We start from the raw sequence: 23558 nt of genomic DNA, 5'->3' as shown, positions 1-23558 counted from the left end.
GGGTATTTTTAAAAAGGGTGAAGGGGTTAGCGCGTGAAAGACACTGCTGACAGCTATGTGACCGCGGACGGCCGGACCATCGGCCCTGTTGTCATGGAAATGAAGAACATCACCCTGCGGTTTGGCGGGGTCGAGGCGATCAAGGACATCTCCTTTGATATCCGGCAGGGGGAGATCCGCGCGATCATCGGGCCGAACGGTGCTGGCAAATCATCGATGCTGAATGTGATTTCGGGGTTCTATATCCCGCAGGAGGGGGAGGTCTGGTACAAGGGCTCCCGCCGCCCGCCGATGAAGCCGTTTCAGGTGGCGCAGCAGGGGATCGCGCGGACCTTTCAGAACATCGCCCTGTTCGAGGGCATGAGTGTTTTGGACAACGTGATGACGGGCCGGTTGACCCATATGAAGACCGGGCTTTTAGCACAGTCTTTCTGGAAAGGTGCTGCCGAGCGGGAAGAAGTTGAGAACCGCGAAGTTGCAGAGAAAATCATCGACTTTCTGGAAATTCAGGCGATTCGGAAGACACCTGTCGCGCGGCTGCCTTACGGATTGAAAAAACGCGTCGAGCTGGCGCGGGCCCTGGCGGCGGAACCGTCGATCCTGCTTTTGGACGAACCGATGGCGGGGATGAACGTCGAGGAAAAAGAGGACATGAGCCGCTTTATTCTGGATGTGAACGATGAGTTCGGCACAACCATCGCGCTGATCGAGCATGACATGGGCGTGGTCATGGACCTGAGCGACCGGGTGGTTGTGATGGATTACGGCAAAAAAATCGGCGACGGCACACCGTCCGAGGTGCGCAACAATCAGGCGGTGATCGACGCCTATCTGGGGGTCGCACATGACTGAGTTTGAGGGAGCGCGGACATGAATGAGCAGCTGGCTTTTACCATTGAGGTCTTTGCAAACGGGCTGATGGCGGGGGTGCTTTATGCGCTGGTCGCTTTGGGCTTTGTTCTGATTTACAAGGCGTCGGGCATCTTTAACTACGCGCAGGGCGTTATGGCGCTTTTTGCGGCGATGACACTGGTGGGGATCCAGAACGGACAGGTGCCGTTTGCCCATCTGATCAACGCGATATTTGGCACGGAAGTGCACCACTTTGGCTGGTCGGTGCACAGCTTTGCCGCGATCCTGCTGACGGTGGTGGTGATGATCGCGTTGGCCTGGGCTGTGCAGCAGTTTGTGTTCAAACATCTGGTCGGGCAGGAGCCGATCATCCTGTTCATGGCAACCATCGGTCTGGCCTACTTTCTCGAAGGCGTCGCGGACCTGATGTGGGGGTCCGAATTGAAGGCGCTGAACGTTTGCGCGTCCGAGGGCAACTGCCTTCCGCAAGGGATGAACGTCTGGCTCGAAGGTACGACCTATGAAGCGCTGGGCTACGGGTTCTTTATCGATAATCTCGATATCGTTGCCTCCATCGTGGCCGCAATCCTTGTGATCGGGCTGGTGATCTTTGCGCAGTACACCAAGCAGGGCCGTGCCATGCGGGCAGTGGCGGATGACCATCAGGCGGCTTTGTCGGTTGGTGTGTCGCTGAACTTTATCTGGGTGTTGGTGTGGTCACTTGCGGGGTTTGTAGCCTTGGTCGCAGGGATCATGTGGGGCGCGAAATCGGGCGTGCAGTTCTCGCTGTCGCTGATTGCGTTGAAAGCACTGCCGGTGCTGATGCTGGGTGGGTTCACCTCCATCCCGGGTGCCATCGTGGGTGGTCTGATTATCGGCGTGGGGGAGAAGCTGTTCGAGTTTCTGATCGGTGCGCCGTACCTCGGCGGTGCGACGGAAAACTGGTTCGCCTACATGCTAGCGCTCTTGTTTCTGGTGTTCCGACCTCAGGGGTTGTTCGGGGAGAAGATCATTGAGCGTGTTTAAAGAAACAATGACGTACAACGAACGCCTTCATGATGGTTGGCTCTGGGTGATCCTGACGCTGACAAATGGTTTTCTGCTTTGGACCAGCATCACAAAAGATACCGGATATCCGGTAATCATTGCGCTCCTCGCGGGCTTTACGCTTGGTATGCTCGTAAACTCACCGATGATAAAAAGACTTTTTGGGAAGGATTGCTGAATGTTCTACCGTGAAGCAGGCGATTTCAGTACGACCTATGCTGACGATCAACAGACCTTTCCGATCAAATTCGACCGGTATCGCTATTATGTGGTGTTGTTCATCGCGATTGTGGTCATTCCCTTTGTGATCAATGACTATTGGGCCAACTCGTTGTTGTTGCCGTTTCTGATCTACGCGATTGCGGCGCTGGGGCTGAATATTCTGGTTGGGTACTGCGGGCAGGTCAGCCTTGGCACGGGCGGATTTATGGCGGTAGGTGCCTATAGCTGCTACAAGTTCATGACCGGTGTGGACATCTGGTGGAGCGGCGAGCTGCTGTTCCGGTTGCCGGAATTCAACATCTTTTTCAGTGTCATTATGGGCGGGGTGATGACCGCGCTTGTCGGTGTCCTGTTCGGTCTGCCAAGCTTGCGCATCAAAGGGTTCTATCTGGCTGTGGCGACACTGGCGGCGCAGTTCTTCCTTGTGTGGCTCTTCAACCGTGTGGCGTGGTTCTATAACTACTCCGCCTCTGGTCAGATCAACGCGCCCGAGCGGGATATGCTCGGGGTGCTGATCACGGGACCAAGCACAGAGCCATGGGCGACCTATCTGTTCTGTCTGTTCTTTACGATCGTCTGTGCGGTAATTGCGCGGAACATGACGCGGGGCGCGTCCGGTCGTAAATGGATGGCGATCCGCGACATGGACATTGCGGCCGAGATCATCGGCGTGAACCCCCTGCGGGCCAAGCTGACGGCCTTTGCGGTCAGTTCCTTTTTTGTCGGCATTTCAGGTGCGCTGTTCTTCTCGGTTTACCTGGGCGCTGTCGAAGTGGGCGAAGCCTTTGGCATTCAGAAGTCGTTTCTTGTGCTCTTTATGATCATCATCGGCGGGCTGGGCAGCATCTTTGGCTCCTTTGCCGGTGCGGCGTTTCTGGTTGTTTTGCCAGTCGCTTTGAAGGTGGTCGGGGTCGACTGGCTGGGCTGGCCGACGGATATCGTGGCGCACCTGAACCTCGTGATTGTCGGCGGGCTGATCGTGATCTTCCTGATCGCGGAACCGCACGGGATCGCGCAGTTGTGGCGCGTGGCGAAAGAGAAATTGAGATTGTGGCCCTTCCCTCACTAGGGCGGACCACGACAAAAAGCGGGGCAAACCCCGTGCAAGACCAATCGGATAAAATCCAAGGGAGGAAACACCGATGAAATATAAACTAGGTACACTGGCCGTTGCAGGCCTGATGGCGGCAGGCCCCGTCATGGCGGATCTCGTATTCCCATCGCTTAGCTATCGCACCGGACCTTATGCGGCGGGTGGTATCCCGTTTGCTGACGGCTATGCGGATTACTTCACCCTTCTGAACGAGCGTGATGGCGGCATCGGCGGCGAGATGATTCAGGTTCCCGAATGCGAAACCGCGTATAACACCGAAAAGGGTGTAGAATGCTACGAGTCGCTGAAAGGCGGCGGCGGGTTGGTTTATCAGCCACTGTCCACCGGTATCACCTATCAGCTGATCCCCAAGGTTACGGCAGATGACATTCCGATGCTGACATCCGGTCTGGGCCGCACCTCAGCCAAGAACGGCAAAGTATTCAGCCATGTGTTCAACTTTCCTGCGAACTATTGGGACGGCGCATCGGTTGCGATCAAGCACATCCTGGACGAGGAAGGTGGCGATCTGAGCGGCAAGAAAATCGCGCTCGTGTATCACAACTCTGCCTATGGCAAGGAGCCGATCCGCACGCTGACCGAGCTGTCTAAAAAGCACGGTTTCGAGTTCAAGGAAGTGCCTGTCGATCACCCCGGTCAGGAGCAGAAATCGCAGTGGCTGCAGATCCGCCGGGACAAGCCGGACTACGTAATCATGTACGGCTGGGGCGTTATGAACCAGGTTGCGGTTCAGGAAGCAGTCAACATCCGGTTCCCGATGGACAAGTTCATCGGCATCTGGTGGTCGGGCTCGGAAAATGACGTTCTGGCGGCGGGCGCTGGCGCGGATGGCTACAAGGCGCTGACCTTTCACAACGTCGGCAGCGATTATCCGCTTTATGACGATCTGAAAGAGCATGTGTTCGACGCGGGCAAGAGTGCCGGAGCAGGCGATCAGGCCGGCACGGTCATTTACAACCGCGGCATCTATGCTGCGATGCTTGTGGCCGAAGCCGCGCGGACGGCACAGGAAATCCACGGCGTTTCGGATATCACACCCTCGCAAATGCGCGATGGCATGGAAGCGCTCGAGATCACCGAAGAGAAGATGGCGAACCTTGGTCTGCCCAACTTCGGTCCCGAGTTTAAGGTTTCGTGCGAAAACCACGGCGGCAACGGCTTTGCTGCGATGACGCAGTGGGACGCTGAAGCCAAGGAATGGAAACTGATCAGCGATTTTGTCCAGTCTGATCAGGATATCGTCCAGCCGCTGATCGATGAGGATTCCGCAGCATATGCGTCGGAGAACAACATCGAAGACAACTGCGGTTAATCCGACCCCCGGATTGATATTCGGGACATAGATGCCACGGGCGCGCGCCCCATTTGAGGGCGCGCGCCATAACGCCAGAGAACCCGGATCAGGTTCGGGATGACGGGAGCAGATGGAATGCTGGACGACGCGACGCAAACACCCACTCAGGTGGAAAACGTCCTTGAGGTGAACAACATCGAGGTGATCTACAATCACGTGATCCTCGTGCTGAAAGGCGTGAGCCTGAACGTCCCCAAGGGCGGCATCACAGCGCTGCTGGGTGGCAATGGTGCGGGCAAGACCACGACGCTCAAGGCGATTTCGGGGTTGCTCGCGTCCGAGCGCGGCGAAGTGACCAAAGGATCCATCAAGTATCGCGGTTTGGATATCGCCCATGCGGACCCGGCCGAAACCGTGAAAAAAGGTGTCGTGCAGGTGATGGAGGGCCGCCACTGCTTTGAGCACCTCACGGTCGAGGAAAACCTCATGACCGGTGCCTATACCCGCGCCGATGGCAAAGGGGCCATCGCGGCAGACCTCGAGATGGTCTATGAATATTTCCCGCGCCTGCGCGAGCGGCGCAAATCGCAGGCGGGCTATACCTCGGGCGGGGAGCAGCAAATGTGTGCCGTGGGCCGTGCGCTGATGTCAAAGCCCGAAACGATTTTGCTGGATGAGCCAAGCATGGGGTTGGCCCCGCAGCTGGTTGAACAGATTTTCGATATCGTGAAGACGATTAACGAGAAGGAAGGCGTGACCTTTCTTTTGGCCGAGCAGAATACGAACGTGGCACTTCGGTTTGCCCACTATGGCTATATTCTGGAAAGCGGTCGCGTTGTGATGGACGGCCCGGCCGCCGACCTGCGCGAAAATCAGGATGTGAAAGAATTCTATCTGGGGATGTCGGACGAAGGGCGCAAGTCGTTCCGCGATGTGCGCTCTTATCGGCGGCGCAAACGCTGGCTTTCCTGATGGTGGCGGGCTGAGCCCCGTTGTGCAGCACATAATTTCCAAGATGAGAATAGCCATGGCTGATCCCTATTTCGACGACCTTGAAACACGCAGTGCAGACGCCCGTGCGGCAGCGCAACTTGACGCGCTGAACGCGCAACTGGCGCATGCTGGCATAAAGGCGCTCGGCAGTCTCGAGGAGCTTTCCCAACTGCCGGTCCTACGCAAATCTGACCTGACTGCCGCGCAGAAAGTCCAGCCGCCTTTTGGTGGGATCAAGGTGCAGAACATCAGCCATGTGTTTCAATCCCCCGGCCCGATCTATGAACCCGGTGGCAGCGGACCGGACTGGTTTCGCATGGGGCGGTTTCTGCATGCTGCGGGTCTAGGCGCGGAAGATACTGTGCAGAACTGCTTTGGCTATCATCTGACGCCGGCGGGCCACATGTTTGAAAGCGGCGCCCGTGCCGTGGGTGCCAAAGTGCTGCCTGCGGGTGTCGGCCAGACCGAACTACAGGTCACGGCCGCGCGGGATGTGGGCACAACGGCCTATGCCGGCACGCCGGATTACCTCAAGATCATTCTAGAAAAAGCGGACGAGATGGGGGTGACGCTCGGCATCACCAAGGCTGCCGTAGGCGGTGGTGCGCTCTTTCCGTCGCTGCGTCAGTATTATGTCGATCGCGGAATTTCCTGTTTGCAGTGCTACGCGACAGCGGACGTCGGCAACATCGCCTATGAAAGTGCCGCAATGGAGGGGATGATCCTCGATGAAGGTGTGATCGTCGAGATTGTGACCCCCGGCACAGGCGATCCGGTGGCCGAGGGTGAGGTTGGTGAGGTGATCGTCACGACACTGAATTTCGATTACCCGCTGATCCGGTTTGCCACGGGAGATATGTCGGCGATCATGCCGGGCATGTCCCCCTGCGGCCGGACCAATGCGCGGATCAAGGGCTGGATGGGCCGTGCGGACCAGACGACCAAGATCAAGGGCATGTTTGTGCGCCCCGAACAGGTGGCCGCTTTGGTCGCACATCATGACGAGGTGACCAAGGCCCGCGTGATCGCAACGCGCGCAGGCGAGCAGGACGTCATGACCGTGCACATCGAAAGTGCAGGCGGGGATGCAGATCACTATGGCCAGTCGGTTGCTGACTTGCTCAAGCTCAAGGGCAAGGTTGTGATCGTAGAACCCGGAAGCCTTCCCAAAGACGGGTTGGTTATCGAGGATCAGCGCAGCTACGATTAAGGGCGGCATCACACTATTCCTGATTCCTATTTGGGCTGTCGATGATCTTTGGCGACACGAAACCATAGATAGAAATTGCTGAGGTGGTGTAGGATCATCCTTCCCGCGATCACCTTACCGCCTCTCGCGTGACGTGGTGCCGCAGCGGGCGGATTGCTCTCTGGTAATTCTGACTGATTTAGTCGAAATAGAGATATGACCACAGGGACAGCATCTATCGACAATCGGCGGCGCGGCCTGAGCGGTTTGCGGGTGTTGTCTGGCATGGCAGTGCTCGCCGCTGCGGTCTGCGCCTTGCCGATGATTGCCGTGATGATCGCCGCGGTGAGCGGGGGCACAGAGACGATCCGGCATCTGATTGACACGGTCCTTGGTGAATATACCCGCACCACTCTGGCGCTGGTGCTCCTGGTCTCTGCCGGGACGTTCATGGTTGGCGTGGGCACCGCTTGGCTGGTGACGATGACCCGTTTTCCCGGTGTGCGCTGGCTTGAGGTAGCGTTGGTGCTGCCGCTGGCTTTTCCGGCTTATGTTCTGGCCTATGCCTATACCTCCCTGCTGGACCATCCGGGTATTGTGCAAACGACTTTGCGGGCGGTGACAGGCTGGGGGCCGCGCGATTATTGGTTCCCTGACATCCGGTCGCTGGGCGGGGCGGCATTGATGCTGACGCTGGTGCTTTATCCATATGTCTACCTGCTGGCCCGTGCGGCGTTTTTGCAGCAAAGCGGGACGACCTTTTTGGCCGCGCGCGCCTTGGGCAAAAGCGCATGGCGGGCGTTCTTTCAGGTCAGCCTGCCGCTGGCGCGTCCTGCGATTGCCGGAGGAGTATTGCTCGCGGTGATGGAGACCATCGCCGATTTCGGTACGGTTGCCTATTTCGGTGTCCAGACTTTTGCCACGGGCATCTACACCGCATGGTTTTCAATGTTCGACAGGGCCGGTGCCGCACAGTTGGCGCTCTGCCTTCTTAGCTTTGCATTGTTGCTGGCGATGCTGGAGCGGATACAGCGCGGCAAGGCGAAATACCATGATCCGGCGCGGCAGGCACCGCGGATGCCGCCGGTGAACCTAAGTAGGGGGCAGGCGGCCTTGGCGATGCTGGCTTGTGGATTGCCTGTGGTGTTTGGCGCGATCCTACCGGTCATTGTCCTGTTCAATATGGGTCTCGGATCAGAGCAGAACCTGCTGAGCCCGCGTTATCTGGGCTTCATCCGCAATTCGCTGACACTGGCTGGGATCGCCGCCGCGGTGACTGTAACGGCGGCGGTCGCGATCGGATTTTACCAGCGGCTGAGATCCGGGCGGCTGCCGCGCGGGGCGGGCTATGTGGCGCGGCTGGGCTATGCGGTACCGGGTGGCGTGATCGCCGTGGGCCTGTTGGTGCCCTTCGCGGCCTTGGACAATGCGCTGGATGCATGGATGCGCGACACCTTTGATATTTCAACCGGCTTGCTGATCACCGGTTCGATCTGGTTGCTGATCGCGGCCTATATGGTGCGGTTTTTGGCGGCAGCGTTGGGGGCCTATGAGGGCGGGCAGGCGATGGTGCATGCGAATATGGATGCTGCCGCGCGGTCCTTGGGGCAGACCCCGGTGGGCACATTGCGTCGGGTGCATTTGCCAATTCTGGCGCCGTCCTTGTTGACGGCCTTGTTGATCGTTTTCGTCGATGTGATGAAGGAACTGCCTGCAACGTTGATCATGCGGCCGTTCAATTTCGACACGCTTGCGGTGCAGGCGTACCGACTGGCCAGCGACGAACGGCTTGATGGGGCGGCGGTGCCGTCGCTGGTGATCGTGGCGATGGGGCTGCTGCCAGTGATCCTGATTTGCCGTCAGGTTGGGCAGAACAGGTAGGGCGCAGACTTTGCTGCGCCCCGGCCTCTGTCAGCTTGCGTTTTCTTCAAGCTTGTCTTGGGTTTTGGTCTCGAAGTCCGACGCATCGTGGCGTTCGCGCAGCTGCATAGACAGGTCATCGCCAAAGGCACGGTTGACCATGCGACCGCGTGTGACGGCAGGGCGGGCGTCGATCGCCTCGGCCCAACGCACCACATTTTTGTAGGACGCCACATCAAGGAATTCGGCCGCCGAATAGAGCCGACCCAGCACCAACTGGCCATACCACGCCCAAATCGCCATATCCGCGATGGAGTATTCGCCCGCGAGCCAATCCTTGCCATCCAATTGACGGTCCAGCACGTCAAGCTGGCGTTTGGTTTCCATTGCGAAGCGGTTGATCGGGTATTCGAATTTCTCGGGGGCGTAGGCATAGAAGTGGCCAAACCCACCGCCCAGATAGGGTGCGCTACCCATCTGCCAGAACAGCCAGCTCATGGCTTCGGTCCGGTCAGAGGGGTCGCTCGGCAGGAAAGCTCCGAATTTCTCGGCCAAGTGCAGCATGATGGCACCGGATTCGAACACCCGCTGTGGGCTGTCGCCGGAATGATCCATCAGCGCGGGAATTTTTGAATTGGGGTTCGCCCCGACAAAACCTGATCCGAACTGCGCGCCTTCACCGATGTTGATGATCCAGGCATCATATTCCGCACCACTGTGGCCCGCCGCCAGGAGCTCCTCCAGCAAGACTGTTACCTTCACTCCGTTAGGTGTGGCCAGCGAGTAAAGCTGCAAAGGATGCTTGCCCACGGGCAATTCTTTGTCATGGGTCGGACCCGCAATGGGGCGGTTGATAGAGGCGAATTTACCGCCAGATTCAGTATCCCATGTCCAAACGGCGGGCGGTGTATAGTCGGTCTTGTCGGTCATTCTTCTTCCTTTGCAGTGCAGTTGTGGGATGCCCCCACCCTGCGGCTTGATCCTAAGGTGGAGCTGTTGCCCTCTGACTTCCAGCGCTATTTAGTCTTGATACGAAACTGTGACAGTTTTTGCAGGGGTTTGACGCAATGGAAAGGGAAGCAAAATGATGCGCGGAATTCTGCGATCTATCGTGATTTGTGTGAGCATACTTACCTTCAATGCTTTGCCCATCCCCGTATCAGCACAGGAGGTTCCCAAAGCACGTCACGGTTTGATGTGGCACCGTACGGGCCTGCCGGCTGTCTTTCCCCTTCAGGTACGCACCCCGGTCGGATCGGATTTCTACCTGATGCTGCGCGATCAGAAGACGCGCGAACCGGCGCTGGCCGCTTATATCAAAGGGGGGCGGTTCTTTCGGGTGCTGGTTCCGCCTGGCACTTTCGACCTGCGGTTCGCCTATGGCGCTGATTGGCAAGGAGAGGCGGCGCTATTCGGGCCGGGGGATCGGACACGGTTCATTGATCTGCCAGAGGCGCTGACCTTCAAGCTGCGCAATTCGACGACGAAAGGCGGGCATATCGTGGATCTCAGGGATCTGGCCGATACCGAAATGGCAAAGGCACGCGTTCTACCGCTTAACCTGTGCCAGACCTTTGCCTTGGAGGTGCCGCGTTACACATCGCGTGGCCCGGTGGTCGATCCTGATGTGCAGTTAAACACTGCATTAGAGGACTTGGAAGACCGCTTTATCCCCGATCCTCTGGTGCAGCCCGACTCGTCAGAGAGCCCCGACCTCCTGCGTCGGGTGCCGCAATATGATCTTCGCCCGAGAGCCTGCTGAGGTCAAACGACCGTCGCGCAATAAAAAAGGCCGCCCGGAAGGCAGCCTTTTTCTGAACATCGCCGTAGCGCGGCGGTTCAGCCCTGGCGGGCTTTGAACCGGCGCTGCGTTTTGTTGATAACGTAAACGCGGCCCTTGCGACGCACAACGCGGCAATCACGGTGCCGGTTTTTGAGCGAGCGGAGCGAATTGCGAACTTTCATGTTCTTATCCTTCCTGTCTTGGCCCCGCCTTATCAATAAAGACAAGGACCAGCGCCGGGTTACGGTTAGCCCCGTGGCCCTATTTACAGGGGCCGAGGGGACAGTGAATATCATGGTGGGCGATACTGGGATCGAACCAGTGACCCCTTCGATGTCAACGAAGTGCTCTACCGCTGAGCTAATCACCCACTTTGTAACGCTTTTTCCCGGGCCCCAAACAAAAATGGGGCGCGAAAGTCCGCGCCTGTCGGGCTGCTATAAAAGGAGTCGCGAAGGTGATCAAGGGGCTTTTGGCATTGATGTGAACTGCGCTATGTATGCGTCAAAGGGGTCACGCATGTCGAAGTCAGCCTACGAAGTCGTTCAGCCCAAGTCAGACCGGTCTTGCGTGGTGTTTGCCTCGCCCCATTCAGGGCGGGATTACCCATGGGCTTTTTTACGGACATCGGTACTGGATGAACACGCCATACGGTCGTCAGAGGACGCATTCGTAGATCAATTGTTTGATTGTGCGCCAATCTTTGGGGCTCATTTTATCAAAGCGGGTGCGCCGCGTGCCTATATCGACCTGAACCGCGCTGCCGATGAATTGGACCCGGCACTGATCGAAGGCGTGCGGCGGCAGGGGCACAACCCGCGTATCGCTTCCGGCCTCGGGGTGATTCCGCGTGTGGTGGCCAACGGGCGCGCAATTTACCGCGGCAAACTGAACCTTGCCGAAGCGGAACGCCGAATCGAGACGTATTGGCGGCCCTATCACAACAGGCTGCAAAGCTTGCTGGATGCGGCGCACCAACGCCACGGCCAAGCGGTGCTGATTGATTGTCATTCGATGCCGCATGAAGCGATGGACGGTGTGGTGCGCTCTGGCATGAAACGCGCCGATATCGTGTTGGGAGACCGCTTTGGTGCGGCAGCCAGCGGCGATGTGGTGGACCGTGTCGAAGCCGCCTTTGCCGCTGCGGGTTTTGTTGTCACTCGCAATGCGCCTTTTGCGGGTGCCTATATCACGCAGGCCTATGGGCGTCCCGCCCGTGCGCAACATGCCGTGCAGGTAGAAATTGATCGCTCGCTTTACATGAACGAGACTTTGATCCGCCCCAATGGTGATTTCGAGCAGGTGCAAAAAGCCTTGCGGCAAGTGGTGGCCGAAGTGGCACAGATCGGACAGGGGCGTGTGCCCTTAGCCGCAGAATAGGCTCTAGCGCAGTTTAAGCAGGCCCAAGCCGATGCACAGAACGCCCAGACCGGTGGCGAGTGTGCGGGCCTGATTCCAGAACTGCCAGTCGGGTGAGTAAGCCAGCCAAATGGCACGGGCGGCATCAATCTGGTTTGGAACGTCCACCAAAGCCAGCGCTTCGTTCCTCGGTACATTGACAGCCATCGTCAGCACGACACCCGGCAACGCGATCAAAAGCGTCGCCAGCCCGAACCAAAGCGCCGCGGTGCGATGCGCCGTCGCCCAAAGCACCAGCGTCGTGATCAAAAGCGCGACCGGCGTGCCGAAAAATGCAGGTGCAAAAACCACATTGCGGACCGAGGCGTTCATCGCCTGCATCGCTGCAATGGCCACACGCGGATCGGCGTTGTCCAGTCCCCACATGGTCGAACAAACCCACGCGTAAAAGAAACCAAACAGCGCAGCAGCAAGGACAAGGGAGAGCAAGGATAGAGGTCGGGCAAGAGCGGTCATCTATATCTCCGTGATTTGCGTACAGATGTGTACGCCTTTACATATCCGTATCGCCGTGTACGGATGCGTGTCAACGCCTTTCTGAAAGGAGACCCGATGCGCAAAGACCAAAGGGAAAGCCGCATGCGTGAAATCGAAGCCGAAGCTTATGCTCTCTTTGCGCAGGCGGGTTTTGAGAACACCTCGATGTTGGCGGTCGCGAAACGGGCGAAAGCCTCAAATGAAACGATGTACCGTTGGTACGGCTACAAAAACGGATTGTTCGCCAGCATGGTCGCCGCGAATGCGCGTGTTGTGCGCGATAGGTTGCAGGAAGCTGCGAACGCCGAAGTGCCGCCCCTTGAGATTTTGAGCCGTGTGGCGCCGGTCCTCTTGGAAATGCTCTTGAGCGAAAGGGCGATTTTGCTGAACCGCGCCGCTGCGTCTGATTCAACGGGTGCCCTGGGACAACTCCTGGCGCTGCGCGGTCGAGAGGATGTGTTGCCGCTGATCGACGCGGTCTTGCAAGATGCCGTGCGGGAAGGCCAGTTGCACCCACCGGATGACGGGCCGCTTCCCGCGCTGTTCATGCATCTGCTTTTGGGCGATCAGCAAATCAGGCGGGTTATTGGAACGATGCCGGCGCCGACAAAGGCGGAAATAGCAGCGCAGGCCACGCTTGCCATAAGTCGTCTGCGTGCCCTTTGCGTCTAGCGCAGTGCCCGGCCTTTCACGATGGCCTTGGCACCAAAGCGGGAGCGGATCGTATCGGTGGCTTTTTCTGCCTTGCTCCGCTGATGCGCATCCGGATCAAGAAGATCACCGGCAAGGTCTGCGCCTTCTCCGTGACTGAGATCAGAGATGCCGACACCGATCAGTCGGAAGGGGCCGGGATCGTCCAACTGGTCAAAAAGCGCACGCGCGTGGCGATAGATCCGGTCGGCCAGTTGCGTCGGATCGCTTAGTGAAATGCGCCGCGTCAGAGATTTGAAATCCGATCGCTTGATCTTGAGCGTCACAACACGGCCCGCGATTTCCTTGGCCTTGGCACGGTCCGCGACCTGTTCGGACAAGCGCCACAGGTGACCATCCAGAATGTCGGGGTCAGAGGTGTTGTCGCCAAAGGTGGTTTCCTTGGAAACAGATTTCACCGGATCATTGGCCGAAATGCGGCGTTTGTCCTGTCCGCGTGCCAGATGCCAGAGCCGTTCCCCCATACCGCCAAACCGCGCGATCAGGTCTGTTTTGTCCCAGCGCAACAGATCCGCGAAGGTACGAATGCCTGCCTTTTCCAATGCGGCCTGCGTCACGGCACCGACACCCCAGATGAGTTTTACAGGCCGGTCCCGCAGAAAACTGTCAGTCTCTGCCGCACCAATGACCGCAAATCCATGCGGCTTGTCCAGATCAGACGCGACCTTGGCCAGAAACTTGTTGTGGCTCAGACCGATGGAACCGGTCAGCCCTAGTTCGACCTTCATCCGGCGCACCAGTCGCGCCAGCATCACCGCAGGTGGCGCGCCATGCAGACGGGCGGTGCCGGTCATGTCGAGAAACGCTTCGTCCAGCGACAGTGGCTCGATCGCGGGGGTCAGTTCCTCCATCATGGCGCGGATTGCCCGGGAAGCTTCAACATAGGCCTCCATGCGGGGTTTAATAATGACCGCCTCGGGGCAAAGTTTGAGCGCCTGAAACATCGGCATGGCCGACCGCACCCCCCGGATCCGCGCCACATAGCACGCGGTCGAGACCACACCGCGCCGTCCACCGCCGATAATCACGGGCTTGCCGTTCAACGCCGGATTGTCCCGCTTTTCGACCGATGCATAAAAAGCGTCGCAGTCCATATGGGCGATGGTCAGGTCAAACAGTTCATCATGCGACAGCACACGCGGACTGCCGCAGGCAGGGCAACGGCGGCTGACAGGAATTTCGGCAAGGCAATCACGGCACAGGCTGGCCATCGAACACACCATTGTGGAAGGGTGGCACCAGAATATCCCAACCACAGGCGATTGAACATGCGCAATAAAGACGTCTTTGACGGGGCCAAAGTCGCGCTGTTGCTGGGCGATCAATTGCTGGTAATCTTGCGCGACGACTTACCCGGACTGCGCTATGCCGGATGCTGGGATTTACCCGGTGGCGGGCGTGAGGGCACCGAAACGCCGCTGCAGTGCATGCAGCGGGAGTGTTTTGAGGAAGTCGGGTTGTGCATTGACGCAGCTGATGTTGTCCGAGCGGGCAGTTTTGCCGGCCTGCGAGGGGCGCAATGGTTTTTCGCGGCGCGGCTTCCGCCCGAGCGGGTTGGGGACATCAGGTTCGGATCAGAAGGCCAGCGTTGGGCGCTCATGCTGCCACAGGAATTTATCCAACATTCCAAAGGGATACCGCATTTGCAAGATAGGGTCTGCTTGACTGTCTCAGAAAGCTGGTGGGTGGCTCAAGAAAGCCCCCCGCTGCCTTAAGCGGGGGGGAGGTGACGAACATCAGGAAGATCCAGTTCGTCGGGGAGTATCACCTAGGGTAAGCATAGCAGCGATATGTGATTTTACATAGTCCGGAATTCCGGACCGCGTGGGCAAATCTATTGTTGTTGTGAATTTACTACAGTCACAGGTTGAATCCTAGCCTAACCGATCTCGTCAAGAATGGCGCGGGCAGCCGCAGCTGGATCGTCGGCTTTCCAGATCGGGCGGCCCACAACGATGTGATCTGCGCCGTCCTCTATGGCGCTGGCGGGTGTCGCGACACGCTTTTGATCGCCCATCGCGGCCCCCCGCGGACGCACGCCAGGGGTCACGATCAGGCGGCCTGCAGCCTCTGGCAGGGCGCGGATGCCCGCCGCTTCCTGTGGTGATGCGATAACGCCATCGGCCCCCGCCTCGAATGCGCGGGCAGCTCGGGTTAGCACCAGCTCAGGCAGATCGCCGGGCTGGATCAGCGCCGCATCCAGATCGGCACGGTCCAGCGATGTTAGAATGGTCACACCGAGAATCTTCATGTTGCTGCCCGCTGCACCCTCTTTGGCGGCGCGTACAACATGCGGATCTCCGTGGACTGTCAGAAAATCCAGATCGAATTGGGCCAGCCCGCGCACGGCGGCTTCAACAGTCGCTCCAATGTCGAACAGTTTCATATCAAGGAAGATACGCTTGCCATGCTCTTGCTTGAGCTCGTTGGCCAGTGCCAGCCCGCCGCCCGTCAACATGCCCAGCCCGATCTTGTAGAACGACACCGCATCGCCGATTTTCTGGGCCATTTCCAACCCCGCCACAGCATGTGGAACATCAAGGGCAACGATCAGACGGTCATCAGACATGGGGGCTCCACCGGTTCAAGACATTTGCCGATGGACTGCCTGAGGGGGCCGCGCGGGTCAAGTGCCGCGCGGCTGCCCCTCGTGCTTTACGCGGCGCGCTGCATGTCCTTCGAGGGAGAAGGGTGCATCTGGCCTGCACAAAGATCGTTGCCGTCGCGGTGTCGCTGTTTGGCCTGCTGGACCAGTTTAAACGCCGCGCTCATAGGCGGGGTGGTGATTGTGCCTGCGACAGCACAGGGATAACGGAACGTGCCCTGTGCGGTTTTGACCGTCACAAGTGCTTCGAACATCTCTGTCGCGGGGTTAAAGGTTATCTGCTCTGGTGAAATAGGTTTGATCTGCATTTGTACGCCTCCGGTGCCTGACCCTTTGTTGGGCCTTAACGGTAATGTAGAATGCGGCTGGCAGGTTCAAAAAGGGGAATAACAGCGGGATCGCGTCAGAAAAAAGCCGGACAAACCCAAGGGGAGTGTCCGGCAAGGAAGAGATCTGCAGGCAGTACATGATCTCTGCTGAGGCACCTCACGGTTTCAGACGAAACCAAAGGCGACAAAGGCCCCGGTAGGGAACCGGGTGTAAGTTATGCGGCGTGTCTGTCCGGACGCGTCACAAGTGCTTCGAGCCACTGCGCGGCATCGAACATACGACGTCCGGCGCGTTGGGAGGGGCGGTGGCTGTTCGGTTCGCTGAACAGTCCGCCCCGATGCTGATGGCGCCGGATCGCTTGTTTCGCTAAACCGGCGGCGGCTTGTTCGAATGTAAAATCAAGGGGTGCAGTGATCTCGCAGGCGTAGCGGCGTACGATTGTATTGTCATGAACAACAACGAGCGCCTCGAAGGCTTGGGTCGCTGCGTTGTACCTGACATCGTCCAATTGAATGGGGCATGTATACATGTCGAGAACCTCAAATTATTTCGTATGCCTTAGTGAGCATTTTGTACTGGAGAAACGCGCTGAGCCCTCAAAGGGTTTCCAAATTGTAGAAATTTTGTGGATAACTTTAAAATTTCTTTATTTATAAGCTGGTTAGGTTTTGCGCTTTCGCGTAGAAATTGCGCTGATGTTGGCGAACAAGCTATGTGGTTTGCAGGCAAATGCCCTCATTACGTACCCAAAGATGCGCTTCGACCGCTTTGCGATGCCTGCGATTTGTGCACTTTTCAGGCGGTCCTATCTTGAACCAAACCACATGTTTACCCACTTCTAATCCGAGGCCCAAACCTTGGCGTGCCGCAAAGCGGGCGCAGACATTACGGGTGCTTTATAGAGGAGAGTAAGATGGACTTGAGCAAGTTCACAGAGCGGTCGCGCGGCTTTATCCAGGCGGCACAGACCATCGCAACACGCGAAAACCACCAACGATTGACCCCCGAACACATTTTGCAGGCTTTGTTGGACGATGATCAGGGTCTTGCGACCAATATGATCAACGCCGCAGGCGGTGATGCCAAGAGCGTGCGTGAGGCGTTGGCCTTGTCGATGGGCAAGATGCCTGTTGTGACAGGCGACGCGGCGCAGGTCTATTTGGACAATGCGACGACCAAAGTGTTGGCCGAAGCGGAAGCGGTCGCCAAGAAAGCGGGCGACAGCTTTGTTCCGGTCGAGCGTATCCTGATGGCGCTATGCATGGTGAAATCCGGTGCCAAGACCGCGCTGGATGCCGGAAAGGTAACAGCGCAGGGACTGAACGCCGCGATCAATGATGTGCGCAAGGGGCGCACGGCTGATACGGCCAGCGCCGAAAATGGCTATGAAGCGTTGAAGAAGTACAGCACTGATTTGACCGAACGCGCCCGTGAGGGGCGGATCGATCCGATCATCGGACGCGACGAGGAAATCCGCCGTGCCATGCAGGTGCTGAGCCGCCGGACCAAGAACAACCCTGTTCTGATTGGTGAACCGGGCGTGGGTAAAACCGCGATTGCCGAAGGCATGGCCCTGCGGATTGTTGACGGAGATGTGCCCGAGAGCCTACGCAACAAGCGTCTGCTTTCGCTCGATATGGGTGCTCTGATCGCCGGTGCGAAATATCGCGGTGAATTTGAAGAGCGTCTGAAGGCCGTATTGACCGAAGTCACCGAAGCAGCGGGCGAGATTGTCCTTTTCATTGACGAAATGCACACGCTGGTTGGTGCGGGCAAGGCAGACGGGGCGATGGATGCCTCTAACCTGTTGAAACCGGCACTTGCACGGGGTGAATTGCACTGTATCGGCGCGACCACTTTGGACGAATACCGCAAATACGTCGAAAAAGACGCGGCACTTGCGCGGCGGTTCCAACCTGTGATCGTGCAAGAGCCGACGGTCGAAGATACCGTGTCGATCCTGCGGGGCATCAAGGAAAAGTATGAACTGCACCACGGTGTGCGGATCAGCGACTCTGCCCTGGTCGCGGCGGCGACGTTGAGCCACCGCTATATCACCGACCGTTTTCTGCCGGACAAGGCGATCGACCTAATGGACGAAGCCGCCTCGCGTTTGCGCATGGAAGTCGACAGCAAGCCAGAAGAGCTGGACCAGCTGGACCGGCAAATCCTGCAGTTGCAGATCGAGGAGCAGGCGCTGAAGCTGGAGGACGATCAGGCCTCCAAGGACCGGCTTGAGACCTTGCAGAAAGATCTGGCCAATTTGCAGGAGAAATCCGACGGCATGACCGCTGCATGGCAGGCCGAGCGGGACAAGCTGGCCGGTGCCCGTGACATCAAGGAAAAGCTGGACCAAGCACGCGCCTCTTTGGATATCGCCAAGCGAGAGGGCAATCTGGCCAAGGCGGGTGAGCTGTCTTACGGCGTCATTCCGCAGTTGGAGAAAGAGCTTGAAGCCGCAGAATCCCGTGACGACGGGATGATGGTGGAAGAGGCTGTGCGCCCTGATCAGATCGCAAGCGTTGTCGAACGCTGGACAGGTATTCCCGCAGGGAAAATGCTGGAAGGCGAGCGGGATAAGCTGTTGCGGATGGAAGACCAACTGCATGGCCGCGTCATCGGCCAGAATGCTGCGGTCAAGGCAGTTGCCAATGCGGTGCGCCGTGCGCGTGCGGGTCTGAATGATGAGAACCGTCCGCTTGGATCGTTCCTGTTTCTGGGACCAACCGGCGTGGGTAAAACCGAGCTGACCAAAGCCGTGGCCGAATTCCTCTTTGATGACGACAACGCCATGGTGCGTATTGATATGTCGGAGTTCATGGAGAAACACGCCGTGGCCCGTTTGATCGGTGCCCCTCCCGGCTATGTCGGCTATGACGAGGGCGGTGTGTTGACCGAAGCGGTGCGGCGCAGGCCCTATCAGGTAGTGCTGTTCGATGAGGTCGAAAAGGCGCATCCGGATGTGTTCAACGTGCTGTTGCAGGTGCTTGATGACGGTGTGCTGACCGACGGTCAGGGGCGCACAGTGGATTTCAAGCAAACGCTGATCATCCTGACATCCAACCTTGGTGCGCAAGCGCTGAGCCAACTGCCCGACGGTGGTGACATGGCAGGTGCCAAGCGCGATGTGATGGACGCGGTGCGCGCGCATTTCCGCCCCGAGTTCCTGAACCGTCTTGACGAGACGATCATCTTTGACCGGCTGGCCCGCGAGGATATGACCGGCATCGTCGAAATCCAACTGGCGCGTTTGTTGAAGCGGTTGGCGGGGCGCAAGATCGACCTGTCGCTGGACGAGACCGCTAAGGTCTGGCTTGCAGATGAAGGCTATGACCCGGTGTTCGGGGCGCGGCCGCTGAAGCGTGTGATCCAGCGGGCGTTGCAAGACCCCTTGGCCGAGATGCTGCTGGCAGGCGATATCCGGGACGGCGATCTAATCGAAGTCACGGCGGGCGCAGATGGTCTGATCATCGGCGACCGCATTGCGGCCAGCAACAGACCCAAGCCGGATGATGCGACGGTGCACTAATCGCTGCACAATGATATATAGAGAAAGGCCGGTGCGATGCGCCGGCCTTTTTTGTTTTCGGGTTCTGTAATGGACGCACCACGTCAGCGTCTTCTATGATTGCCAGCAAATAGATCGACATCATACAAGAAAGACTGCTTCTATGGGAGATAACGTGGGTAAAGAGACAGCCAGACCTCATAAACAGGTCCAGAAGTACCGGGCAAACCCTCGCCCCATTATTCACTCTCACGATCTGTGGCAGGAAGAGTTCTGGAACGTCAGGCGAGATTCTGACGGGACCTGCTCCTTTTCATTTCTTGCGGCACGTCAGGGCGGGGGCACGGACACCTATGAAATTACCGAAGCTGAATTCGAAGATGTGAAGGCGGGCAAGCTGACCTATGCCGATTTGATCCGGTTGACGGAGCACGATCCGATGCGAGAGCGCGTGAAGTAGATCCAAGCTGAAACGTTTTGTTGATGCGCGTCTGATCCAATCCACATAGGACGCGCACAAGCGCACGGCACTCTCCGGTTCTTGAGACAGAAAAGCCCGCCAACATCTGTTGACAGGCTCTTTTTTAAATAACCCACATCGAGATGGGGTCTGTCATCGCTTAGGGCATGATCACTTTGTCGATCACGTGGATCACGCCGTTGGATGCTTCGATATCCGCTGTCGTCACATTGGCATCATCCACCATCACGCCATCATCAAGGTCGATCATCACAGTGGTACCTTGCACAGTTTCAGCTTGCATATCGTCGGTAAGGTCGGTGGACATCACTTTGCCCGCGACCACGTGATATGTCAGGATACCGGCCAGCGCTTCTTTGTTCTCTGGCTTCAGCAAATCTTCGACTGTGCCTTCGGGCAAAGCGGCGAATGCTTCGTCGGTTGGCGCGAATACAGTAAAGGGCCCTTCGCTTTTCAGCTTCTCCACCAGACCGGCGGCTTCAGCGGCGGCCAGCAATGTAGTGAAGTTTCCGGCACCGGCGGCCGTATCGACGATATCTTTGCTGTGGCCATCCGCAAATGCGGTGGTGCCCATCAGCGCGGCGGAAGCAGTCAGTGCGAGTACAGTTCTACGAAACATAGTGTTCTCCTCAAGTCTTGGTCCATGCCGTCGTGGCATCGCAGACCATACGCGCTTGGCGGAGCATCGTTCCCGTGAGATTTTCCGTCGGTGCGGCCATCTTGCGCGTTGATAAATAGGGTGCCCTGCCTAAGCGTTGGGGCCTTCCAATGACCACTCAAAACAATGTGAAAAACGCAATGGATTCCGTGATGGAACCGAGGGGAATTTTGGTGGTTTTCGGTGCGTTTCACCGCCTGACATTTCGGTGTGATGGCTGAAATGATCGCGAAAGGATTTGGGTTAGCCACGGCCACGCCCTACCTGTTGCATATAGTAGAGTATGGAGAGACCGCATGGCACACCGTTGGACCAACACCTTGACCCGTCAGGATATCACATCTGAGGCGTCATTTCTGAACCGGCGGCAGCTGATGGCCGGACTTGCAGCGGGTGTCGGTCTGGCTGGTGTTGGCGGTATGGCCCGCGCGCAAGAGGCGCTGGAGCCGAATTCCTACGAAGACATTACTCAATACAACAACTACTACGAGTTCGGCACCGGCAAGGGAGATCCCGCCGCCAATGCGGGCTCGCTGACCACATCACCGTGGACGGTCAAGATTGATGGCCTTGTCGATAAGCCCGGTGACTATGCAATGGCCGACATTATGGATGCCATGACGCTCGAAGAGCGCATCTACCGGTTCCGCTGTGTCGAGGCATGGTCGATGGTCATCCCGTGGAACGGGTTCGAGCTTGCCGATCTGCTGGCAATGGCAGGCGTGCAGGACGGCGCGAAATATGTAGCGTTCGAGACGGCGCTGCGTCCGGACGAGATGCCCGGCGTGCGTTTCCCGGTTCTGGACTGGCCCTATGTCGAAGGGCTTCGGCTGGACGAGGCGATGCATCCGCTGACAATTATGGCCACAGGTATCTATGGCAAACCGATCCCGAACCAGAACGGTGCCCCGATGCGGTTGGTTGTGCCGTGGAAGTACGGGTTCAAATCCATCAAGTCTGTCGTGCGGATCACACTCACAGACAGCGAGCCGCCGACCAGCTGGAACAAGTCGAATGCCCGCGAATACGGGTTCTATAGTAATGTGAACCCCGAAGTGAGCCATCCGCGCTGGTCACAGGCAAGCGAACGGATGGTGGGCGGTGGTCTTTTTGCCAAGCGCCAGCCCACACTGATGTTCAACGGCTACGAAGAGGAGGTGGCGAGCCTTTATAAAGGTATGGACCTCAAGGCAAACTTCTGAACCGGACAGTAGTATAGAGTGATGAGTATTGTAGATCGCATAAACGGATTTGCCCGGAAGGTACCAACCTGGGCTGTCTATATACTTTATCTCCTACCTGCCCCTTACTTCTTCTATCTCGCGCTGACGGGGGGCCTTGGCCCCGACCCGGTGAAACCGCTGGAACATGATTACGGACAGATCGCGCTGCAGCTTTTGATCATTGGACTGTGCATTACGCCCCTGCGCCAATACGTCGGCCTGAACCTGATCAAGTTTCGCCGCACTATTGGTGTTCTGGCCTTTACCTATGTGACGCTGCATCTGCTGGTCTGGGCCTTTCTGGATGTGCAGACGCTCGGACGGGTGGTCGAGGACATTATCAAACGTCCCTACATTACAATTGGGATGGCCGGGTTCGTTTTGTTGCTGCCGCTGGCGCTGACCTCGAACAACTGGTCGGTGCGCAAACTCGGGCCAAGATGGCGCAAACTGCACAAGCTTACCTATGCTGCGGTTCTGCTAGGGGGAGTTCACTTCATATGGCTGGTAAAAGGCATCCAGCTCGAGCCACTCCTATATATGGCCGTGATCTTGGGACTACTGTCTTTACGGCTTCGTAAGCCGAACAGAAGAGCTTCTGTAACGGGGTAACAGCGACAGTTATAGAGAGTGTGAAAACGAGAGCCGCCTTCCGGGGCGGTTTTTGCTTATGTAGCGGGATGGCTCCCCGCTGTCTGACAGGGAATTGGGCTGAACCACTGGTCTAATGGCGTCTGAAACGGCGAGGCCGCCACTGAATCGAGCAGTTTGCGAAGGGATTCCTATCCGCTTCCAAGGTTCTTAGGGCCAGCGAGGGTGGAATCACACGTGTATCGGATACGGATAGAGAGTGAACCGGCCGATTCACCTCCGAAATGTTGGCGCAAACAGGGCGAGTCTCCGGAACGCTTGGGGGTAAGCCTGTGGATAACTCTAGATCTGGTAATTCACGCGTAAGAGCTGACCATAGGTCAGAGTAATAATCCTGCCCGATCGAGCCGTTCTACGAAGCAAATGCCAAGCAAACCCCTGTTTTCACGAGAAAATATGCCTCCGTTACAAAAAGTGCATATTTCCCGAAAAAAGGGGTTGCGGGTCTCAGTCACTATCCGTAGAACCCCCCTTACCGGACGAGCAGAGACGCTCCAACGGGGCGCCAGACGGGCCACAACGAAGCAGACGCTAAGGGGTGGTCGGGACGGTAAGAGAAGAAAATCTGAGGTATTTTGGCGGGGCGCGCCGTTTTAGTTAGGGCGCATCTGGTCATATTTGTCTCGACGCTGTTTGAAAATTTGATATCTGAAGAGATATGTGGGCGGTTTGGTTCATTCGATGGATCAACGTCTGTATATCGCGCTCTTAGGCTTCGGCCGATGATGGAGTGTCAGCTTCACTGTTTGGACGGCTTTCGACTTCTTTGAAGTCCTAAGCACAACAAACAGAAAGACTGTTCATTAAGTTTCAGTAAGGCTTAATGGACGATGTGCAGAGGTTCGACGTCAAGGATAAGATCGTAAGATCTTTTCAACTTGAGAGTTTGATCCTGGCTCAGAACGAACGCTGGCGGCAGGCCTAACACATGCAAGTCGAGCGCACCTTCGGGTGAGCGGCGGACGGGTTAGTAACGCGTGGGAACATACCCTTCACTATGGAATAGCCATTGGAAACGATGAGTAATACCATATACGCCCTTCGGGGGAAAGATTTATCGGTGAAGGATTGGCCCGCGTTAGATTAGATAGTTGGTGGGGTAATGGCCTACCAAGTCTACGATCTATAGCTGGTTTTAGAG

The 23558-nt window shown here is 57.4% G+C and carries 24 protein-coding genes, 1 tRNA gene and 1 rRNA gene; 17 read left to right on the top strand and 9 right to left on the bottom strand.

What is annotated here, in order from left to right; genetic code table 11:
* Window positions 1-33 precede the first annotated feature (33 nt).
* The 8 genes from Z945_RS0100130 to Z945_RS0100095 all read left to right on the top strand — a co-directional run bounded on the left by Z945_RS0100130 (window position 34) and on the right by Z945_RS0100095 (window position 8592).
* Complete coding sequence (locus tag Z945_RS0100130; RefSeq protein WP_025050095.1) at window positions 34-852, top strand: ABC transporter ATP-binding protein; 819 nt, start codon at window positions 34-36, stop codon at window positions 850-852.
* A gap of 18 nt (window positions 853-870) precedes the next feature.
* Window positions 871-1878: a branched-chain amino acid ABC transporter permease gene (locus tag Z945_RS0100125; RefSeq protein ID WP_025050094.1), complete on the top strand. Its 1008-nt coding sequence runs from the start codon at window positions 871-873 to the stop codon at window positions 1876-1878.
* On the top strand, window positions 1865-2077 hold the full coding sequence (locus tag Z945_RS0100120) for a hypothetical protein (RefSeq protein WP_152540991.1): 213 nt from the start codon (window positions 1865-1867) through the stop codon (window positions 2075-2077). The genes Z945_RS0100125 and Z945_RS0100120 overlap by 14 nt, the downstream gene beginning before the upstream one ends.
* Window positions 2078-3190, top strand: coding sequence for a branched-chain amino acid ABC transporter permease (locus Z945_RS0100115; protein ID WP_025050092.1), 1113 nt, complete (start codon window positions 2078-2080; stop codon window positions 3188-3190). It begins immediately after the preceding gene.
* 73 nt (window positions 3191-3263) lie between these two features.
* Window positions 3264-4547, top strand: a complete 1284-nt coding sequence (locus tag Z945_RS0100110) for an ABC transporter substrate-binding protein (protein ID WP_025050091.1) — start codon at window positions 3264-3266, stop codon at window positions 4545-4547.
* A 117-nt stretch (window positions 4548-4664) separates the two neighbouring features.
* Complete coding sequence (locus tag Z945_RS0100105) at window positions 4665-5501, top strand: ABC transporter ATP-binding protein (RefSeq protein WP_025050090.1); 837 nt, start codon at window positions 4665-4667, stop codon at window positions 5499-5501.
* 55 nt (window positions 5502-5556) lie between these two features.
* Complete coding sequence (locus tag Z945_RS0100100; protein WP_025050089.1) at window positions 5557-6732, top strand: phenylacetate--CoA ligase family protein; 1176 nt, start codon at window positions 5557-5559, stop codon at window positions 6730-6732.
* A gap of 195 nt (window positions 6733-6927) precedes the next feature.
* Window positions 6928-8592 carry an ABC transporter permease gene (locus Z945_RS0100095; RefSeq protein WP_025050088.1) on the top strand — a complete coding sequence of 555 codons (1665 nt, stop codon included), beginning with the start codon at window positions 6928-6930 and terminating at the stop codon, window positions 8590-8592.
* 30 nt (window positions 8593-8622) lie between these two features.
* Here the strand turns inward: Z945_RS0100095 and yghU are convergent, their stop codons facing one another.
* Complete coding sequence (gene yghU / locus Z945_RS0100090; RefSeq protein ID WP_025050087.1) at window positions 8623-9501, bottom strand: glutathione-dependent disulfide-bond oxidoreductase; 879 nt, start codon at window positions 9499-9501, stop codon at window positions 8623-8625.
* Between the two features lie 154 nt (window positions 9502-9655).
* On the opposite strand from yghU, the gene Z945_RS19155 reads away from it, so the two are divergent.
* The gene (locus Z945_RS19155) at window positions 9656-10333 is read left to right on the top strand and encodes a hypothetical protein (protein WP_052862579.1); all 678 of its coding nucleotides are present in this window, start codon (window positions 9656-9658) and stop codon (window positions 10331-10333) included.
* 77 nt (window positions 10334-10410) lie between these two features.
* Here the strand turns inward: Z945_RS19155 and ykgO are convergent, their stop codons facing one another.
* On the bottom strand, window positions 10411-10536 hold the full coding sequence (gene ykgO, locus Z945_RS20560) for a type B 50S ribosomal protein L36 (RefSeq protein ID WP_005850168.1): 126 nt from the start codon (window positions 10534-10536) through the stop codon (window positions 10411-10413).
* Window positions 10537-10649: 113 nt separating this feature from the next.
* A tRNA-Val gene (locus tag Z945_RS0100075) sits at window positions 10650-10724 on the bottom strand.
* A 149-nt stretch (window positions 10725-10873) separates the two neighbouring features.
* On the opposite strand from Z945_RS0100075, the gene Z945_RS0100070 reads away from it, so the two are divergent.
* Entirely contained in the window at window positions 10874-11734 is an 861-nt protein-coding gene (locus tag Z945_RS0100070; RefSeq protein ID WP_025050085.1) for an N-formylglutamate amidohydrolase, read from the top strand.
* A gap of 3 nt (window positions 11735-11737) precedes the next feature.
* On the opposite strand, the gene Z945_RS0100065 is transcribed toward Z945_RS0100070, so the two are convergent.
* Complete coding sequence (locus Z945_RS0100065; RefSeq protein WP_025050084.1) at window positions 11738-12229, bottom strand: anthrone oxygenase family protein; 492 nt, start codon at window positions 12227-12229, stop codon at window positions 11738-11740.
* Window positions 12230-12325: 96 nt separating this feature from the next.
* On the opposite strand from Z945_RS0100065, the gene Z945_RS0100060 reads away from it, so the two are divergent.
* Window positions 12326-12922, top strand: coding sequence for a TetR/AcrR family transcriptional regulator (locus Z945_RS0100060; RefSeq protein ID WP_025050083.1), 597 nt, complete (start codon window positions 12326-12328; stop codon window positions 12920-12922).
* On the opposite strand, the gene Z945_RS0100055 is transcribed toward Z945_RS0100060, so the two are convergent.
* Window positions 12919-14172, bottom strand: a complete 1254-nt coding sequence (locus Z945_RS0100055; RefSeq protein ID WP_025050082.1) for a DNA polymerase IV — start codon at window positions 14170-14172, stop codon at window positions 12919-12921. The two genes, Z945_RS0100060 and Z945_RS0100055, sit on opposite strands and share 4 nt — an antisense overlap.
* Window positions 14173-14229: 57 nt before the next feature.
* Here Z945_RS0100055 and Z945_RS0100050 point away from each other — a divergent pair, with 57 nt between their 5' ends.
* Window positions 14230-14676: an NUDIX hydrolase gene (locus tag Z945_RS0100050; RefSeq protein WP_025050081.1), complete on the top strand. Its 447-nt coding sequence runs from the start codon at window positions 14230-14232 to the stop codon at window positions 14674-14676.
* Window positions 14677-14840: 164 nt separating this feature from the next.
* Here Z945_RS0100050 and pyrF read toward each other — a convergent pair whose 3' ends face one another.
* The 3 genes from pyrF to Z945_RS0100035 form a co-directional block, all read right to left on the bottom strand.
* Window positions 14841-15530, bottom strand: coding sequence for an orotidine-5'-phosphate decarboxylase (gene pyrF, locus Z945_RS0100045; protein ID WP_025050080.1), 690 nt, complete (start codon window positions 15528-15530; stop codon window positions 14841-14843).
* A gap of 86 nt (window positions 15531-15616) precedes the next feature.
* Entirely contained in the window at window positions 15617-15874 is a 258-nt protein-coding gene (locus Z945_RS19150) for a hypothetical protein (protein ID WP_025050079.1), read from the bottom strand.
* Window positions 15875-16110: 236 nt separating this feature from the next.
* Window positions 16111-16425 (bottom strand): hypothetical protein, encoded by a 315-nt coding sequence (locus Z945_RS0100035; RefSeq protein WP_025050078.1) that lies wholly within the window; start codon window positions 16423-16425, stop codon window positions 16111-16113.
* Between the two features lie 384 nt (window positions 16426-16809).
* On the opposite strand from Z945_RS0100035, the gene clpB reads away from it, so the two are divergent.
* A complete protein-coding gene (clpB, locus tag Z945_RS0100030; protein WP_025050077.1) occupies window positions 16810-19425 on the top strand; it encodes an ATP-dependent chaperone ClpB in 2616 nt (871 codons plus the stop codon).
* A 142-nt stretch (window positions 19426-19567) separates the two neighbouring features.
* Window positions 19568-19864 (top strand): hypothetical protein, encoded by a 297-nt coding sequence (locus Z945_RS0100025; RefSeq protein ID WP_025050076.1) that lies wholly within the window; start codon window positions 19568-19570, stop codon window positions 19862-19864.
* A 160-nt stretch (window positions 19865-20024) separates the two neighbouring features.
* On the opposite strand, the gene Z945_RS0100020 is transcribed toward Z945_RS0100025, so the two are convergent.
* Window positions 20025-20504, bottom strand: a complete 480-nt coding sequence (locus tag Z945_RS0100020) for a fasciclin domain-containing protein (RefSeq protein WP_025050075.1) — start codon at window positions 20502-20504, stop codon at window positions 20025-20027.
* Window positions 20505-20839: 335 nt separating this feature from the next.
* Between Z945_RS0100020 and msrP the strand changes: the two genes are divergently transcribed.
* The 3 genes from msrP to Z945_RS0100005 all read left to right on the top strand — a co-directional run.
* A complete protein-coding gene (gene msrP, locus Z945_RS0100015; RefSeq protein ID WP_025050074.1) occupies window positions 20840-21745 on the top strand; it encodes a protein-methionine-sulfoxide reductase catalytic subunit MsrP in 906 nt (301 codons plus the stop codon).
* Window positions 21746-21766: 21 nt separating this feature from the next.
* On the top strand, window positions 21767-22378 hold the full coding sequence (gene msrQ / locus Z945_RS0100010; protein ID WP_025050073.1) for a protein-methionine-sulfoxide reductase heme-binding subunit MsrQ: 612 nt from the start codon (window positions 21767-21769) through the stop codon (window positions 22376-22378).
* A gap of 913 nt (window positions 22379-23291) precedes the next feature.
* Window positions 23292-23558 (top strand): 16S ribosomal RNA (locus Z945_RS0100005); the annotation flags it as partial.

The sequence above is a fragment of the Sulfitobacter noctilucae genome (genome assembly GCF_000622365.1).
Lineage (GTDB): Bacteria > Pseudomonadota > Alphaproteobacteria > Rhodobacterales > Rhodobacteraceae > Sulfitobacter > Sulfitobacter noctilucae.
This window is presented reverse-complemented; position numbering and strand designations above follow the sequence as displayed.